Here is a 16,990-nt window from a genome sequence, read left to right on the forward strand (position 1 = left end):
ACGTCGGAGCCGTCGGCACGGCCCACGATGAAGGACGTCGCGACGGCCGCCGGGGTCGGGCTCAAGACGGTCTCGCGGGTGGTCAACGACGAGGCCGGGGTCACCGCGGCGACGGCGGCGCGGGTGCGCGAGGCGATCGAGCAGCTCGGGTTCCGCCGCAACGACGGGGCGCGGATGCTGCGGCAGGGGAGCCGTACCAGCAGTGTGGGGCTGGTCCTGGAGGATCTGGCCGACCCGTTCTACGCGCAGCTGAGCCGGGCCGTGGAGGAGGTCGCGCGGTCTCAGGGCTCGCTGATGCTGGCCGGGTCCTCGGACGAGGACCCGGGGCGTGAGCGGGAGCTGACGCTGGACTTCTGCGCGCGGCGCGTGGACGGGCTGATCATCGTCCCGACAGCCGCCGACCACGCTTGGCTGGCTCCGGAGCTGGCGGCCGGCACGGCGATGGTGAGCGTCGACCGGCCCGCGACCGGGCTGGACGTGGACACCGTGCTGTCCGACAACCTCGGGGGCACCGTCACCGGGGTCGACCACCTGATCCGGCAGGGACATCGGCGCATCGGCTTCCTGGGGGACTCGCCGGACATCTACACCGCCTCCGAGCGCCTGTCCGGCTACCGCCAGGCGATGGCCAAGGCCGGCTACGGCGTGCGCGAAGGCTGGGTCGAGATGGGCAAGCCGGACCCGGTGGGCATCAGTCTGACGCTGGACCGCATGCTGTCCGGCCCGGACGCGGTCAGCGCCCTGATGTGCGGGAACAGCCGCATCACGGTCGCGGTGCTGCGCGCCCTGGCCGCCGGCGACCGGCGGGCGGCCGTCGTCGGGTTCGACGACTTCGAGCTGGCCGACATGCTGCCGACGCCGGTGACCGTGGTGGCGCAGGACCCGGTCCTGCTGGGACGGATGGCCGCCGAGTTGCTGTTCCGGCGGATGCGCGGGGAGCGGGGGAAGGTGCAGCGGCTGCAGGTGCCCACGCGGCTGATTCCTCGGGGGTCCGGGGAGATCGCGGACCGCTGACAACGTTGTCCATGGCTGCTGCCGGACGCACTGTCGACCGGTCGTCGACGAACCATCCTCGCCGGTCTCCATCACCACCCAGCCGGCGTCGACACCGGACACGTTCAGGTCGCAACCTTCGTCAAGGTTGCTGAGCAGAGCGAAGGCTGTGGGTGCGGCCCCCTAACGTGCAGCCCATGTCGAACACCACACACCCCGAACCGATCCTCCCGACCCCCGACGAGGAGGAACGCCTCTGGGCGCTCATCGAGCAGGCCTGGTCCGGGGCCGACGAATCCGTGAACGCGGCCCGCCACGCCCTGGCCACTCGCCCGCCGGTGCCGCGTGCCGCCGAAACCGGCGCCGACCACCACGACGACCACGACGACCACGACGACTTGCTGGGCGGTCAGCTCATGGCCACCGTCGACGCCGCCGGCGACGCCTTCATCCAGCGGCTCCGCGACCTCGCCGCCGAGCTCTCCTCACCGGAGCTCACCGCGCTCGACCGTGTCGTCGAGCGCAAGCTCTACGACCTCGACCGCGAGGAGGTCCACGACGTCACCGACGGATCCGACGACGGCTTCCTCTACGCCCGCGGCTTCATCCTCGCCGTCGGCCGTGATTACCACGCCGCCGTCGATGCCGATCCACGGCTGGCCGTGCTGGACGCTGACTTCGAGGGCATGTGCTACCTGTTCGCACACGTCCACGAGAAGAAGTTCGGGGCCTGGCCGGAGACCGGCTCCGGGATCAGCCGGGAGACCTGCGGGAACCCGGCCGGATGGCCCACCGACTGAGACCGCCGAATCGGTAAGCGATCTGTAAGCGCCCTCCCGTAGCGTCCGAACCGTGGTCTGTGCACGGGGCAGACCACATCTTTGCGTACGCCCTGACACCAGGCTTATGACAAACTGCGGTCGTGAGGGTGTACTTCGGCGTGCTCGGGCCGCTGCGGGTCGAGGTCGAGGTTGAAAACGGCGGCGGGCAGCACTCTGCCGCGGGTCCCGAGCGCCTGCCGCGATCGCCGGTGCTCAAGGGCCTGCTCGGGGTCCTGCTGCTGGCCGAGGGGCAGCGGCTCAGTGCCGGGCGGCTGCTGGACCTGGTCTGGGCCGACCAGGCCACGCAGGTCGGGCTCGGCGCGCTGCAGACCGGGGTCTCCCGCCTGCGGAGCTGGCTCGGGACGTTCGAGGACCCTGGCCTCGTCCTGGACTTCGACGGCAGCGGCTACAGTCTGCGCCTGCCTCCCGAGGCGGTCGACCTCGGCCGGTTCCGGCGGGCGGTGGCGCGCGGGGACCTCAACGCTGCGGTCGCGCTCCGGCGCGGGCCGGTGTTCGCCGACGCGGTGCGGGTGAGCCATACCGACCCACTGCTGCGCACCGTCGAGGAGGACGTCCGCGCCGCGGTGCTGGCCTGGGCCCAGGCGTCGCTCGCGGACGGGAGTCCGGAGGCCGCCCTGCCGCACCTGGACGCGCTGGCCCGGGACACCCCGCTCGACGAGCCGGTGCAGGCCGCGCGGATGCGGCTGCTGGCCGCCGACGGCCGGCCGGCCGAGGCGCTGCGGCTCTTCCAGGCGCTGCGGCAGCAGGTTGTCGACGAGCTCGGGGTGGAGCCCGGGGCCCAGGTGCGGGAGGCGTACTCCGAAGTCCTGGCCCTGGACGGCGACGTGCAGAACGTGGCGCCGCGGCCGCTCCCCGTCCCGGCCCAGCTGCCGCCCGACGCCGCGGCGTTCGTCGGGCGCGAGCGCGGGACGGTGCGGATCCGCCAGGCCCTGGCCGCCGGGCGCCTCCCGGTGATCGCCGGCATGGGCGGGATCGGCAAGACCGCGCTGGCCGTGCGCCTGGCCAACCAGGCCCGCGCCGACTTCCCCGACGGCCAGCTCTACGTCGACCTGCGCGGAGCCGGCACCGACCCCGCCGACCCGGGCCTGGTCCTGAGCGGGTTCCTGCGCGCGCTCGGGGTCGAGCCCGGGCAGATCCCGGAGACGCCGGTCGACCGCTCCGCGCTCTACCGCAGCGTCCTGTCCGGCCGTCGGATCCTGGTCGTCCTGGACAACGCCGCCGACGAGCAGCAGGTCCGGCCGCTGCTGCCCGGCGCGGCGGGCGCGGCCGGCTCGTCGGGTGCCGCGGCGCTCGTGACCAGCCGTACCGCGCTCACCGCCCTGGACAACTCAGAGCTCGTCGACCTGTCCGTACTGTCCCCGGCCTCGGCGCTGGCGCTGCTGGAACGGCTGGTCGGTGCCGAGCGGGTGGCCGCCGAACCCGAGGCCGCCGCCGAGATCCTGCGCGCCTGCGACCACATCCCGCTCGCGGTCCGGGTGGTCGGGGCCCGGCTCGCCGGCCGGCCGCGCTGGAGCCTGGCCCGGATGGCCGCGCTGGTCCGCGACGAGCGGGACCGGCTGGACCAGCTACAGGTCGGCGACCTGGCGATCCGGGCCAGCTTCGGGCTCAGCTACGACCGGCTGCCGGCGCCGGCGCGCCGGCTGTTCCGGCTCCTGGGCCTGCTCGACGTCCCCGACTTCGCCTCCTGGGCCGCCGCCGCGGTCGCCGACCTCGGGCTCGACGAGGCCGAGCGGCACCTGGAGTCGCTGGTCGACGCCCACCTGCTGGAGGTCGCCGGCGTCGAACCGCGGCTGCGCTACCGGTTCCACGACCTGGTCCGCCTCTACGCCCGCGAGCAGTCCGACGCCGAGGACGGCGCCGCGTACCAGCTGGCCGCCGTGGTCCGCGCGGTCGGCGGCTGGCTGTGGTTCGCCGAGCGGGCCGCCGACCGGATCCCAGGACCCTGTTACGCCCCGATCCACGGCTCCGCCCCGCGCCGGCCGTTTCCCGGCGTGTCCGGCGCGCTCCTGGCCGACTCGCTGGCCTGGTTCGACACCGAGCGGCCGGCGCTGCTGGCGATCACCCGGCAGGCCTGCGCGCTGAACCTGGTGTCGGCGGCGTGGGACCTGGCGGCCTGCCAGGAGAAGCACAACGACGTCCGTGGGTTCTACGACGAGTGGCAGACCGTCGACCTCGCGGTCCGCGAACTGTGCCGGGCGGCCGGCGACCGGCTCGGCGCGGCCGTGCTGACCCGCGGCCTGATCGAGGTGACGACCTGGACCGGGCCCGACGACGGCAGCCAGACCATGGTCGTCCTGCACGAGCGGGCCATGCGGCTGTTCGCGGAGTTCGAGGCGCTCGGCGTCGACCGCGGCGCCGCCGACGCCCTGGTGATGGCGGCCTGGAGTCTGGTCGCCCAGGGCCGGCTGCCGGAAGCGCTGGCCGTGGCGGGGGACGCCCTGGCCCGCGCGGAGAAGAGCGAGCACCCCGGCGGCCGGGCGCGCGCCCACCAGATCATCGCGATCGCGCGCAGCGAGGACGACGACCTCGGCCTGGCCATCGAGCATCTGTCGCAGGCCCTGGAGATCGCCAGGGCTCTGGGTAACACCCGCTTCGAGGCCGCTGCGGCCCAGTTCCTCGGCGCGGCCTACTGCCGCGTCGGCGACGGCGAGCGCGGCGAGGACCTGCTGATCCGCGCGATGGTGATGGCCCGGGCCTTCGACGACCGCTACACCGAGACCTTCTCCCTGCTGTACCTGGCGAAGTACTACGCGGCGATCGGCGATTCGCGGGCCAGGGCGGCCGTGGAGACCGCCGAAGCGATCAGCCGCCGCAACAAGATGAGCCACCATCTCGCCGACGCGCTGCTCGTCCTGGGCCGCCTTGATCTGGCGGCCGGCGATCCGGTCGCGGCCGTGGCGCACCTGGAGGAGTCCGTCGAGCTGTGGCGGCGGCGCGGCTGGGGATCGTTCCTCGCCGAGGCGCAGGAAGCGCTCGAGACCGCTCGCGCCGCGGCCGCCACCACAGCCGGCTGAGCCGCTGAAGTCGACGCCGAAGCCCTTGCGGCAGGCGCCGAAAGCACGCGGCACGCGCACCGTGGCCGATCAGTAAGCAATCCGTAAGCGCTTGTTCGTACTTTGTCTTCAGGACCCTGCGGGGACAGGGTCCTGCCTGCTTGCGATGCCACCCGTAAGGAAGACATGAACAAGAACGGAAACCGGCGCGGATGGGCGCGGGCTCTGGGGTTGTGGCTGGCCGCCGCGCTCCTGGGCCTCGCGGCGCCGCTTCTCGCGCCGACCGCCGCCTCGGCCGACGGGCCGCCGACGGGTAACGAGAAACCCGTGCTCCTGCTGCACGGCTACGAGCTGTTCTCCGGCCCGGACTGCGGTGCGCAGGACATGTGGGGCCCGGCGATCGACCTGTTCCACCAGTGGGGGTGGAAGGGCCAGATCCACACCATGGCCTACTACACCAGCGACACGAACTGCACCGACCGGTTCGCCAGCGGCGACGGCACGCAGTCGATCAACGACCTGGGCCGCCAGCTCGCCTGGTACATCTACAACCACGACGCCGCGTGGGGCGGCGGCCAGGTGGCCGTCGTCGCGCACTCCATGGGCGGCCTGATCATCCGGGACGCGATCGGCGGGACCCGCACCCACCGCTCCGGCTACCCGCCGTCGATCCCGGTCGACAACGTGGTCACCCTCGGCACGCCGCACCAGGGCACGCTCTGGGCGACCAGCCAGGAGTGCCGGGTCAGCCACGCGGCCAGCTGGAGCAACGAGTGCTTCCAGATGATCCCGGGCTCGGACTTCCTCAACGGCCTGCCGGTGGACTCCGGCGAGGACACGAAGTGGGCCGCGATCGGCGCGGTCGAGGACGGGGTCGTCGGCGGCGACTCGGCGGTCGGCCTGTCGGTGGCCAGCCCGCAGATCCGCTTCGACGACAAGCAGAACCTGGGCCACAGCGAGCTGCACGACGGCGGCAACTCGCGCACCAGCGGCTGGACCGCGCAGTTCTCCTACGACGGCGGCCGGACCTGGAACGACCAGTACACCGGCTCGCCACTGCTGGAGGCGTTCCTCATGGCCCAGCGCGACCCGGGCAAGTTCACGCCCCCGCCGCCCCCGCCGCCGAACGACTGCAGCGCGCACGGCACGCCGACGTCCGCGGCCGCCGGCGCCGCGATCGCCGCGGCCTGCTCCCAGGAGAAGGCGGGGACCTGGTACACGTGGGGCGGCGGCCACGGCTCCGCACCCGGCCCCACCTACGGGATGGTCGACGCCACCGACCCGGTCCGCAGCAAGAACGACCCCTACCGGATCGGCTTCGACTGCTCGGGCCTGGTGCGCTGGGCCTGGTCGCAGGCCGTCGGCTACGACGTCATGGGCGACAGCACCGCGGCCGGCATCTTCAGCATGCCCGGTCAGCGGCTGGGCACCGACACCTCGGCGCTCCAGCCTGGCGACCTCGTGTTCTGGGGCGTCTCGAACGTGCACCACGTGGCCGTCTACCTCGGCGCCGGAAAGATCGTCGAGGCGCGGGAGTCGGACACGCACGTGATGGTGTCGGACCTGACCAGCCACGACATGTCCGACTACGCCGGCGGCCTGCGCTTCGCGGCCGGCGGCACCGGCGGCGGGAACCACATGACGTGGGGCTCGAACGTCAACGTGCGCTCGACGCCGTCGGTCGGCGGCTCGGTCGTCGTCAGCTTCCCGGGGCCGACACCGATCACCGTGGACTGCCAGAAGCACGCGGAGTCGGTGACCGCCGAGGGCGTCACCAACGACGTGTGGGCGCACCTGTCCGACTACAACGGCTGGGTCTCCAACATCTACATCAAGGGCGGCTACTGGCTGGACGGCGTGCCCGACTGCGGCGGGAGCGGCGGCTCGGGCGAGCACTCGACGTGGGGGACGAGTGTGAACGTCCGCTCCCAGCCGTCGGCCTCGGCCTCGGTGCTCACCTCCTTCGCCGGACCGACCGCGATCCACATCGACTGCCAGAAGCACGCCGAGTCGGTGACCGCGGCCGGTGTCACGAACGACGCCTGGGCGCACCTGCCCGACGTCAACGGCTGGGTGTCCAACATCTTCGTCAAGGGCGCGGCCTGGCTCGACGGCGTGCCGGACTGCGGCGGCGGCACCTCGGCCGGCTCCTACAGCTCCTGGGGCACGTTCGTGAACCTGCACGCGCACCCCTCCGCCGGGTCCGACGTCAAGGCGACGCTGGCCGGGCCGACGACGGTCAAGATCGGCTGCCAGAAGCACGCCGAGTCGGTGACCGCCGAGGGCATCACCAACGACGCCTGGTCCTACCTGCCGGACTACAAGGCCTGGGTGAGCAACATCTACATCAAGGGCGCGGCCTGGCTCGACGGGATCATGGACTGCACCAAGCCGCCGGCGCTCGACCCGGACACCGGCGGCGGCACCAGCACCGGCACCGACGGGCAGTGGAGCACCTGGGGGACGAACGTCAACCTGCACTCCCACCCCCGCACCGACAGCAGCACGGTCACCACGCTGGCCGGCCCGACGACGGTGCAGATCGGCTGCCAGAAGCACGCCGGCGCGGTGACGGCGGAGGGCGTCAGCAACGACGCCTGGTCGTACCTGCCGGCGTACAAGGCGTGGGTGAGCAACATCTACGTCAAGGGCGGGGCCTGGCTCGACGGGGTCATCGACTGCACCGTGCCGCCCGCGCTGGATCCCGAGACACAGACCTGAGATGCGGTGTTCGTCATGGTCTCGACTGACTGACTGACTTCAGTGACTGACTCGACCGATTTTGAGGAGAATCCTATGCGAAATCACATAAGCACCGCGGCGGCCTTGTCTGCTCCGAGGCCCCGAACGCGGCCTGTCCGCCCTACGGTCAGAGCCCGGGTCCGGTGCATTTGATCGTCTTGACGCCGGGGCGCCACGCTTCCTGTCCCTGATCCCACCGGGTTCCTTTCCCGGTGGCCCGCGGGGCCCGATCGCCGAGGGGGCGGTCGGGCCCCGCAGGGCGCGTGGAGCCCGACGCCGCTGGCATCGGTGTCGTTTGTCGAACGCGGCGCCCGATCCAGCACCGCGGTCAGCAGACCGCACCGGTAATTCCTTGGCTTATATAGGCATCAAAAGGCATAGCGACGTTATAGTCGGCCACCTTAATGCTTTTGAGTGAACCAATAGCCTTTGTTTCCTTTTGCCCTGGTTATCATCGTCGCTCGTGACGAATGGTCAGGGCGTGATCGTCCTCGGTGCCGGCCCGGCGGGACTGGTGTCGGCCAACATCCTGAACGACGCCGGGGTCGACTGCGTGGTCCTCGAACGCGCCGACCGCGAGCACGTGCGGACCCGGGCCCGGGCCGGGTACCTGGCCCCGAACACGGTGCGGATCCTGGAGCGGCACGGCCTGGCCGAGGGGGTGCGGCGGCGCGGACGGACGCACGGCGTCTGCGAGTTCCGCACCGAGACGACGCGCTTCCGCCTGGAGTACGAAGGGCTCGGCTCCGGGGAGCCGCACACCGTCTACCCGCAGCAGGACCTGGTCGCCGATCTCCTTGCCCGGTACGCCGAACGCGGGGGGCGGATCGTGTTCGGTATCGAGGCGCAGGCCGTCCGGGGTGCCGACGGAACGCGGCCCGAAGTGCTGGCGCACGATCCGGACGGGATGCCGGTCACCTGGTCGGCGCGCTACGTCGCGGGCTGCGACGGCCGGCACGGGGCGGCGCGGCGCTCCATCCCGCCGGGCGCCGTCCGGCGGCACCGCGTGGACCACGGGGTGTCGTGGCTGGGGCTGCTCGCCGAGGCGCCGCCGAGCCTGGACGCCGTGGGCTACGGCGTGCACGGCCGTGGCTTCGCCGGGCACATGGCCCGCAGCGCCGACGTCACCCGGTACTACCTCCAGTGCGAGCGCGGCGCCGGCCCGGAGGCGTGGTCGCCGGACCGGATCTGGCAGGAGCTGTCCGTGCGCCTCGGCGCCGACCGGTTCGGACCGCTGAACCGCGGGCCGATCGTGCAGCGCGCCGTCGTCGACCTCGAGTCCGACGTCCTGGAGCCGCTGCGGTACGGATCGCTGCTGCTGGCCGGCGACGCGGCGAGCCTGATCAGCCCTTCGGCGGCCAAGGGTGCGAACCTCGCGGTGCTGGAGGCGGAGCTCCTGGCCGAGGCGATTGTCGCAGACCTCGTACATGGTGATCCCGAGCCGCTGGAACGGTATTCGCACCGCTGCCTGGAGCGCATCTGGCGAGCCCAGGAGTTCTCCGGATGGATGGTCCGGCTGCTGCACGGAACCGCCGGCGCCGACGGTCTCGGCGCGGACGGCTTCACCAATGCCCTGCGATACTCGCGGCTGGAATCGCTGCGCACCTCACGGAGCCACCAGGACTGGTTCGCCGAGAACTATGTAGGCGTCTGAGCGCTCCCCCCCAATCTCCTGAAGAACACGCGCGTCCAAGGCGGACGCGCGATCCGCGCAACCCCAGAAACGAGGAAGCGTCCTTTCATGCTGACCGCCTTTCCCGACACGGCCCACCTGCGCACGACGGCCGATCTCGTCCGCGACCAGGACACCGCGTCGCTGTTGGCACTGCTCCTGCCCGGGCTCGACGGATCGGAACTGCGGTCGCTCACCGAGCGCTGCCGCTTCACCCACGCCGCGGTCCTGGTCTTCCCGCCGGACTGGGAAACGCTGCACGCCGAACTGGCGGCGTGCGGTCTGGCCGCCGACGTCGATCCCACGCCCAGCGTCGTGGTCAAGGAGCGGCTGGCGGCCCGGCACCGCCGCGACCCGGCCGCCCTCGACGTCCGGATCCTGCGTCCGCCGGTCCGGGGCCGCGGCGGCGAGCCCCGGACGGTCGAGGTGTTCGCGCTGCCGGTGCCGCCCGGTTCCGGCCTGGCGGAGGTCGCGGACGTCGAGCGGGCCCGGCAGCACGAGGCGCACGTGGCGTTCGACGTGGACCGCGCCGATCCGCTGCTGCTGACCGGCTTGCGCGCGATCCTGATGCGGCACGGCGCCACCCCGGACGGCGGCGGCTACAACCTGCACGAGAACGGCACGGTGTTCTACTTCGCCACGCCGCCCGATTCCAGGTCGGGCCATCGGCGGATGGAGCTCTACGCGAGCGGCGACTTCCGGGACGTGCTGGCCGTCCACCTGGTCGAGCAGCAGGCGGACCAGGATGCTGAGAAGCTGCTGCGCTTGATGACCGGGGCGTGGACCACCCAGGCGTTGGCCGCGTTCGCCGAACTGGGAGTCCCGGACGCCCTGGATACCGAGCTCGGGACCGAGCTCGACGTCCTGGCCAAGCAGACCGGGCTGCACGCCGACAGCCTGAACCGGCTGCTGCGGTATCTGGCGATGATGGGGGTGGTGCGCCGGGACGCCGGGAGCGGCGGTGGCGGCGACGGGATCGACGGCAGCAGCGGTGACGGCGGCAGCGATGGCAGCGGCAGCGACGGCAGTGACGGCAGTGGCGACGGCGGCAGCTGGCGGCTCACCAGATTGGGCGCCCTGCTGCGCGCCGACGACTCGCACTCGATGCGGTCCCTGGCCCTGATGTACGCTGGCACCTTCTACCAGTCCTTCACCGGCCTGACCCACACCGTCCGCACCGGCCGGGACGGTTTCGAGCACGTCTTCGGCACCCACCACTTCGAGCACTTCGCCCGGCACCCCGGCCTCACGGACCTGTTCCAGCAGTCGATGGCCGCCAGCGCGCTGATGTTCGACCCGGTCGCGGACCACCCGGTGTTCGCCGCCGCCGTGGCGAACGCCGCCGCGCGCAGGCGCCCGGCCACCGTCGTGGACGTGGCCGGCGGCACCGGCGCGCTGCTCGGCCGGATCCTGACCGCGCATCCCGCGCTGCGCGGCGCGCTGCTGGAACGGCCGCACGTGGTGCCGGCCGCCCGGCAGGCGATGCAGGCCGCAGGGTGCGCGGACCGGTGCGGGTACCACGTCGGCGACTTCGCGGACGTGCCCGCCGGCGCCGACGTCTACCTGCTGTCCCGGGTGCTGCACGACTGGGACGACGAGCGCTGCCGGGAGATCCTGCGGCACTGCGCGAAGGCCATGCCGGAGCACGCCGATCTGCTCGTCCTGGAGCGGGTGCTCCCGGTCGGGACGGTGCCGTCGTTGGCCGGCTCCTGGGACCTGCACATGCTGTGCAACGTGGGCGGCCGCGAGCGCCACACCGGCCACTACGCGCGGCTGCTGAGCGAAGCAGGGCTCGAACTCGTCGCGCATTCGCCGCTGCCGCTGGAAGGACGCCTGCTGCACGCGCGTAAGGCATCCCGCGCGTAAGGCATCCGTGTAAGGAGGCTCGGCAGCGCGAGGACCGGGCCCTGCGAGGTGCTGCCGGCGAGGTGCTGCCGTTGGGGTGAAGGCGCGCGCCAGGACGGCGTGTTGGTGCCGACCTGGCACGTCGCCGAGCCCACAGTCCTTGCATGACACGTATGCGACCGGCCGGACGGCGGTTCAGGACCACCGCGCTGGCACTTGCCGGAACGATTCTGCTCACCGTGGCGACGGCCCCGGCCACCCAGGCGGCCGGGGCCGTCCGCACCGCTTCGCCGACCGGGTTCACGATCCCGTTCACGGGACCGTCCCGGTATCTGCCCTTGGCGCCGACCGAGACGACCGTCGCCTCCCAGCTCCACCAGGCGATCGGGCAGCAGGCGGCTGACGTGCTCGCCGCGCGGATCGGGCTGCGGAGGTCGACGTCCTTCACCGAGCAGCAGTACCTGGAGTTCATCGCCGGCCAGGGTGTCGGCGGGGATCCGGTGCCCGCCGCGTTGGTGGACGCGAGCGTGAAGATCCTCACCAACACCACCGGGCATCCGCTGTACTCCGTCGTCAACGGCGTGCTCACGCCGACAGTGCTGGCCAGCTACGGCCTGTTCGTGACCAAGGACGGCTGGCTGGAGAGCCCGGCCTACCGGACCGCCCCCACCCGGTTGGTGAACACGGTGATCGCGCCCGGCGGCTACATGGGCCGGTGGATGCGGGCCAACGGCGCGACGTCCTCCCTGATCGCGCTCTACCGGTCGGCGTACCTGGTGGAGGCCGCGTTCGGCTTCGTGTGCCAGCAGATCTCCGGCGAGGCCCAGCTGGCGCCCAACACGAAGAACGGGACGTCGGTGGACGTCGGCATGTCGATGGCCCCGGCGCTGTGGCTGACCAACTTCGCCCGCATCTACACGCTCAACCCGGCGCTCGCGGCGGAGATGCCCGCGGGGTGGGCGCCGATCCCCGCCACGGTGGCCGCCGCGATCCTGACCAGCCCCACCGGCCGCGTCCGGTACAGCGATTACGCGTCCGCCCTGCAGTAACCGCGGAGTCGCCGGGGGCGCACCACATCGAGAACACGAAGCCCTGGTCAGCCTGGCTGCCAGGGCTTTCGTCATGGCCGCCGCCGGTTCGGCGGCCGGGGGAAACCGTGAGAAACCCGTGGGTTTTCGGGCAACGGTACTATCGCGCGTCGTAATTCACGCCATTGACCCTCCGGGTCCGCGCTGCTACGTTCCGTTTAAATACGAACCCTGCGATACCTGAGGGTCGGGCACCGCGCCGGCGAGGACCGCCACGGGCCTGGCCCTTCCCCGTAGGTCCGTATCCCCACATCACCGCCGGTCCGCCGGCGGTTCCTTCGGGACGCCCGGAAAGCATCGCGAGTCCGCCGGGACGCCGGCGTGCCGGAAAACGGCGAGCGGTGTTCGAAGGCGCGCCCCCCGACCTCGCCGCCGGACCCGCCGACACCGGTGTCGGATTCCCGCCGGAGCACGCCCGTGCCGCACGCCGCACATCGCACGCCGCACGCCGCACGCCGCACGCTCCGCGGTCCGTCCGCGGCCGCTTCGAACTCGTCACACCGCACCGCGGCCCGGCCACCAGCCCGGTCGTCCCCCAGATTCATCTCTCGGAGGATCTCAGTGACAGCTCGTATCAGACTTCTGTTCTCGCTGCTCGCCGCGCTACTGCTCGCCACCGCCGCCGTGCCGGCGTTCGCCGACGCGAACACCTCGGCGGGGACCGCCCCGGCCGGGGCCGCCTCGGCCGCGGCCACCACCTTCGCGCACCCGCTGTTCGTGGCCGGACACGCCGCGCCCGGCGCGCACCCGGCCCTGGTCCCGTCCGGCTACGGCCCGGCCGACCTGCAGTCCGCGTACAAGCTGCCGTCGAGCACCCGGGGCGCGGGCCAGACCGTGGCCATCGTCGACGCCTACAACGACCCGACCGCCGAGGCCGACCTCGCCGTCTACCGGTCCACGTACGGCCTGTCGGCGTGCACCTCGGCCAGCGGCTGCTTCCGGAAGGTGAACCAGAGCGGCGGGACCAGCTACCCGCCGACCGACGCCGGCTGGGCCACTGAGATATCCCTGGACCTGGACATGGTCTCGGCGGTCTGTCCGCAGTGCCACATCCTGCTGGTCGAGGCCACTTCGGCCTCGTACGCCAACCTGGGCGCGGCGGTGAACGAGGCGGCGGCGCTGCACGCCAGCACGATCTCCAACAGCTACGGCGGCAGCGACCTGCCCGACACCTCGGCGCCGTACTACAACCACCCCGGCATCATGATCACCGCCAGCTCCGGCGACGGCGGCTACGGCGTGGAGTTCCCGGCGTCCTCGCGCTACGTCACCGCGGTCGGCGGCACCTCGCTGACCCGCGCCTCGAACGCCCGCGGCTGGACCGAGACCGCGTGGTCCGGCGCCGGCTCCGGCTGCTCGGCCTACAACCCGGCGCTGAGCGGCCAGGCCCCCTACGGCACCGGCTGCCCCCGGCGCGCCGTGGCCGACGTCTCGGCCGTGGCCGACCCGGCGACCGGCGTCGCGGTCTACGACACCACCCCCTACGGCGGCCGCAGCGGCTGGCAGGTCTACGGCGGCACCTCGGTGGCCTCCCCGATCATCGCCTCGGTGTACGCGCTGGCCGGCAACGCCGCCACGATCAACAACAACTACCCCTACACCCACGACTCCGCGAGCACCTTCTTCGACGTCACGACCGGTTCCAACGGCACGTGCTCGCCGACCCAGCTGTGCCACGCGCGCGTCGGCTGGGACGGCCCGACCGGGCTGGGGACGCCGAACGGTGTCGGCGGGTTCTGATTCGCTCGCTCTGATTCGCAAGTTCTGATTCGCATGCCCTGATTCGCACGGCACTTGCCGGCGAACAGTGAGCGGCGTGGCGACGGTATCCCTTGCCGTCACCACGCCGTTCGGCTTTCAGCGCGCGGTGCGCGCGGTCCTTCGCAGATTTTCAGGCCGGCCACAGAACCGAACGCCGGCCCGAGGACTCTAGGAGATGTGGAAGACGACATCGAAAGCTCAGGTCGCACCCGCGGGTTCAACCGCGAGGAAACCGACGCCGATTTCACGGCGTTCGTCGCGGCGAACGGTGGACGTCTGATCCACATTGCCGAGCTGATCAGCGGTGAACCGCACCGCGCCGCGGATCTCGCGCAGGCGGCGCTGGAGAAGGCGTACCGGCGGTGGAACCGCATCCGCTCGGACGATCCCATGGCGTACGTCCGGAAGATCCTCGTCAACCAGCACAAGACGTGGTGGAGCCGGGACCGGGAGCGGCCCGGCACCGTGCCGGAGCACGTCACGGCGCACGACTTCGCGCACGAGCACTCGCAGCGGACGGTCGTGCTGGGTGCGCTGGCCACGCTCACCAAACGGGAGCGGCACGTCGTGGTCCTGCGCTACTACGCGGATCTCAGCGAGGCCCAGACGGCCGCGGAACTGGGCATCGCCCCGGGCACGGTGAAGAGCACGATGCACCGGGCGCTCATGAAACTGCGGGGCTCGGAAATCCTGACACTGAAGTACTCGGACCGGGAGAGCTGACTCATGGAAACCGAAGAAGAGAACGCCGTCATCGCGGCGTTGGACTACCGCGACGAGTACAACCCGACGCTTTCCGCCGCAGCCGTCATCGCCGGTGCGCGGCGGAAGCAGACCAGGGCCCGGCTGACGTTGTCCGGCGCGGCGCTGGCGACCATCGGCGTGGCGGCGGGTGCCGTACTGGCGGTCGGAGGGACGAACGGATCGGGTTCCGCAGCCGGGGCAACGGCCGTCGGGAAGAACGCCGACCCGGCCGGCGGCCTGCACTCGCCGGTCATCAAGTTGGCGACCGGTCAGCGCTTCACCGTGCCCGGTTCATCCGGCGCGACCGTGTGGTTCACGGACAAGCAGATCTGTGTCGACTACACCGACAGCACCTTGTTCAAGACCGGAGGCTGCACGTCCGACCAGGTTTTCGACTGGGGCGACCCCTACCCGCCGTCGGCCGGCAACGTGGCGGGTCTCAAGCCCGGGCCTCTCCATGTCGTGGGCAACAGCATCGTGGCTGCTCCCGGGACGGACGGCAACGCCTACGGAATGACGCTCGCCGCGGTGAAGCCGACGCTCGCCACCGTCACCGGCGGCGACGGCGAGACCCACGTCGCCACGATCGTCGAGGCGGCGTCGGGCCAGCTCGGCCTGGTGTTCTTCACGCCGGGAGCCGCCATCGCCGCCCCGGGCAAGTCATCGCCGGAGCCCATAAAGGTCGTACTCTCCACGAACGGCAGGACGCTCTGCACGATCGACCTCGGCTCGCCCGACAAGTACTCGTCTTGCTGAAGGAGCCGATGGCTTCTCGCCGCGAACTCGACTCCCGGCGAGGCTTCACCCCTCGGTGTTTCCCCAGGGTTTCGGCCGTGCTCCCATCGCCTGCGAGGTCGTGACACGGTCCTGCCTGGCGCTGTGACGCGACCATCGGAGTTTTCCCGACGTTCGCGGGGATCCATTGGCAAGGCCATACGACGCCTGTGAAGATGTGGGCGCCAGCGCGGGGCGGTGGACGGCGTCTCCACCTCGGGCGGGCGCGATGACGCCGTCGCGCTCGGCAGTGCCGTGCTCATTCACAGGAGCTAGACCTACTCGGGCAAGGGGTCATGATGCGTGCAGCAGTCCTGTTCAAGATCGGCGGCGAGGCCCTGGAGGTGCGCGACGACGTCTCCGTCGTCGGCCCCGGGCCCGGCGAGGTCCGGATCCGGGTGCGGGCCACCGGGGTGTGCCACTCGGACCTGTCGGCGATGACCGGGGTGCTGCGCCAGCCCGCGCCCTTCGTGCCCGGCCACGAGGGCGCCGGGGACGTGGTCGCGGTCGGCGAGGGCGTCACGCGGGTGGCGGTCGGGGACCGCGTCATCGTGTGCTGGAACCCGTCGTGCGGCGAGTGCTCCTTCTGCCGCGGCGGCCAGGGCAACCTGTGCGTGAACATCTTCGTCGGCATGATGTTCGAGCCGCACTTCCGGATCGACGGCGCCGAGGTCTACGGCTTCGCCGGCAACGGCACGTTCGCCGAGGAGATGGTGGTGCCGTGGCAGTGCGCGGTGAAGGTCCCCGATGACGTGCCGTACGAGATCGCGGCGCTGATCGGCTGCGGCGTGACCACCGGTGTCGGCGCGGTGTTCAACACCGCGCAGGTGCAGCCGGGCTCCTCGGTCGCGGTGATCGGCGCCGGCGGCGTCGGGATCAGCGTGATCCAGGGCGCGCGCATCGCCGGGGCCGCCGAGATCGTCGCCATCGACCCGGTGGAGAGCAAGCACAAGGCCGCGCTGAGCTTCGGCGCCACCCGGGCCGTCAAGCCCGAGGAGGTCAACGCGGCCAAGGCCGAGGTGACCGGCGGGGCCGGCTTCGACTACGTCTTCGAAGTGGTCGGCCAGTCGGCGCTGGTGAAGCAGGCCTACGGCCTGGCCCGCCGCGGCGGCACCGTCACGGTCGTCGGCGCCGGCAAGAACAAGGACCGGGTCGAGTTCGACATGTTCCAGCTCTTCTCCGAGAACAAGAAGATCCTCGGCTCCTACTACGGCGGCGCCGACCCTCGCCGCGAGTACGACCGGATGATCGCGCTGTGGCGCGCCGGCCGGCTGGACCTGGAAAGCATGATCACCGCCCGGCTCAAGCTCGACGAGGTCAACCAGGCGCTGGACCTGATGCGGACCGGCGAGGCGATCCGGACGATCATCGAGGTCTGATCCGCCCCGTAAATCTTCTGAGAATCTTCTGACGCCCCCGTGCCGCGATCGTCGCCGGCCCGGGGGCGTCCGTGTGCCCGCTGAGTCGCCCGAAACGACGTCGGAGACAAGACCCATGAGAATAGTCGTGCGATCCCGTTGATCCACGATCTCTTTT

General features: G+C 71.7%; 11 protein-coding genes. All 11 read left to right on the forward strand.

The genetic code is table 11. The features are described from left to right. The first annotated feature begins 27 nt into the window (after window positions 1-27). The 11 genes from ABH920_RS22490 (at window position 28) to ABH920_RS22540 (ending at window position 16,833) form a co-directional block, all read left to right on the forward strand. Entirely contained in the window at window positions 28-1,014 is a 987-nt protein-coding gene (locus ABH920_RS22490) for a LacI family DNA-binding transcriptional regulator (protein ID WP_370351231.1), read from the forward strand. 176 nt (window positions 1,015-1,190) lie between these two features. Next, window positions 1,191-1,793 (forward strand): hypothetical protein, encoded by a 603-nt coding sequence (locus ABH920_RS22495; protein ID WP_370351051.1) that lies wholly within the window; start codon window positions 1,191-1,193, stop codon window positions 1,791-1,793. 122 nt (window positions 1,794-1,915) lie between these two features. After that, window positions 1,916-4,849, forward strand: coding sequence for a BTAD domain-containing putative transcriptional regulator (locus ABH920_RS22500; protein WP_370351053.1), 2,934 nt, complete (start codon window positions 1,916-1,918; stop codon window positions 4,847-4,849). A 165-nt stretch (window positions 4,850-5,014) separates the two neighbouring features. Then, window positions 5,015-7,549: an NlpC/P60 family protein gene (locus ABH920_RS22505; protein WP_370351054.1), complete on the forward strand. Its 2,535-nt coding sequence runs from the start codon at window positions 5,015-5,017 to the stop codon at window positions 7,547-7,549. 484 nt (window positions 7,550-8,033) lie between these two features. Then, window positions 8,034-9,224 carry a 4-hydroxybenzoate 3-monooxygenase gene (locus tag ABH920_RS22510; RefSeq protein WP_370351055.1) on the forward strand — a complete coding sequence of 397 codons (1,191 nt, stop codon included), beginning with the start codon at window positions 8,034-8,036 and terminating at the stop codon, window positions 9,222-9,224. A gap of 87 nt (window positions 9,225-9,311) precedes the next feature. Beyond that, a complete protein-coding gene (locus tag ABH920_RS22515) occupies window positions 9,312-11,108 on the forward strand; it encodes a methyltransferase (protein ID WP_370351056.1) in 1,797 nt (598 codons plus the stop codon). A 143-nt stretch (window positions 11,109-11,251) separates the two neighbouring features. Continuing rightward, entirely contained in the window at window positions 11,252-12,136 is an 885-nt protein-coding gene (locus ABH920_RS22520; protein ID WP_370351057.1) for a hypothetical protein, read from the forward strand. Window positions 12,137-12,736: 600 nt separating this feature from the next. Continuing rightward, window positions 12,737-13,915, forward strand: coding sequence for a peptidase S8 (locus ABH920_RS22525; RefSeq protein WP_370351058.1), 1,179 nt, complete (start codon window positions 12,737-12,739; stop codon window positions 13,913-13,915). A gap of 198 nt (window positions 13,916-14,113) precedes the next feature. Next, window positions 14,114-14,659 carry a SigE family RNA polymerase sigma factor gene (locus ABH920_RS22530; protein WP_370351059.1) on the forward strand — a complete coding sequence of 182 codons (546 nt, stop codon included), beginning with the start codon at window positions 14,114-14,116 and terminating at the stop codon, window positions 14,657-14,659. Window positions 14,660-14,662: 3 nt separating this feature from the next. Beyond that, window positions 14,663-15,436, forward strand: coding sequence for a hypothetical protein (locus ABH920_RS22535; RefSeq protein ID WP_370351060.1), 774 nt, complete (start codon window positions 14,663-14,665; stop codon window positions 15,434-15,436). A 317-nt stretch (window positions 15,437-15,753) separates the two neighbouring features. Next, window positions 15,754-16,833 (forward strand): Zn-dependent alcohol dehydrogenase, encoded by a 1,080-nt coding sequence (locus ABH920_RS22540; protein WP_370351061.1) that lies wholly within the window; start codon window positions 15,754-15,756, stop codon window positions 16,831-16,833. Window positions 16,834-16,990 lie beyond the last annotated feature (157 nt).

Origin of the sequence: Catenulispora sp. EB89, assembly GCF_041261445.1 — a bacterium.
In the GTDB taxonomy this organism is placed as follows: Bacteria; Actinomycetota; Actinomycetes; order Streptomycetales; family Catenulisporaceae; genus Catenulispora.

What these genes read in the sequence shown, in the direction of transcription:
- ABH920_RS22495 (WP_370351051.1), top strand. Translation starts at nt 1,191, where the DNA reads ATGTCGAACACCACACACCCCGAACCGATCCTCCCGACCCCCGACGAG.
- ABH920_RS22540 (WP_370351061.1), top strand. Translation starts at nt 15,754, where the DNA reads ATGCGTGCAGCAGTCCTGTTCAAGATCGGCGGCGAGGCCCTGGAGGTG.
- ABH920_RS22515 (WP_370351056.1), top strand. Translation starts at nt 9,312, where the DNA reads ATGCTGACCGCCTTTCCCGACACGGCCCACCTGCGCACGACGGCCGAT.
- ABH920_RS22490 (WP_370351231.1), top strand. Translation starts at nt 28, where the DNA reads ATGAAGGACGTCGCGACGGCCGCCGGGGTCGGGCTCAAGACGGTCTCG.
- ABH920_RS22535 (WP_370351060.1), top strand. Translation starts at nt 14,663, where the DNA reads ATGGAAACCGAAGAAGAGAACGCCGTCATCGCGGCGTTGGACTACCGC.
- ABH920_RS22520 (WP_370351057.1), top strand. Translation starts at nt 11,252, where the DNA reads ATGACACGTATGCGACCGGCCGGACGGCGGTTCAGGACCACCGCGCTG.
- ABH920_RS22505 (WP_370351054.1), top strand. Translation starts at nt 5,015, where the DNA reads ATGAACAAGAACGGAAACCGGCGCGGATGGGCGCGGGCTCTGGGGTTG.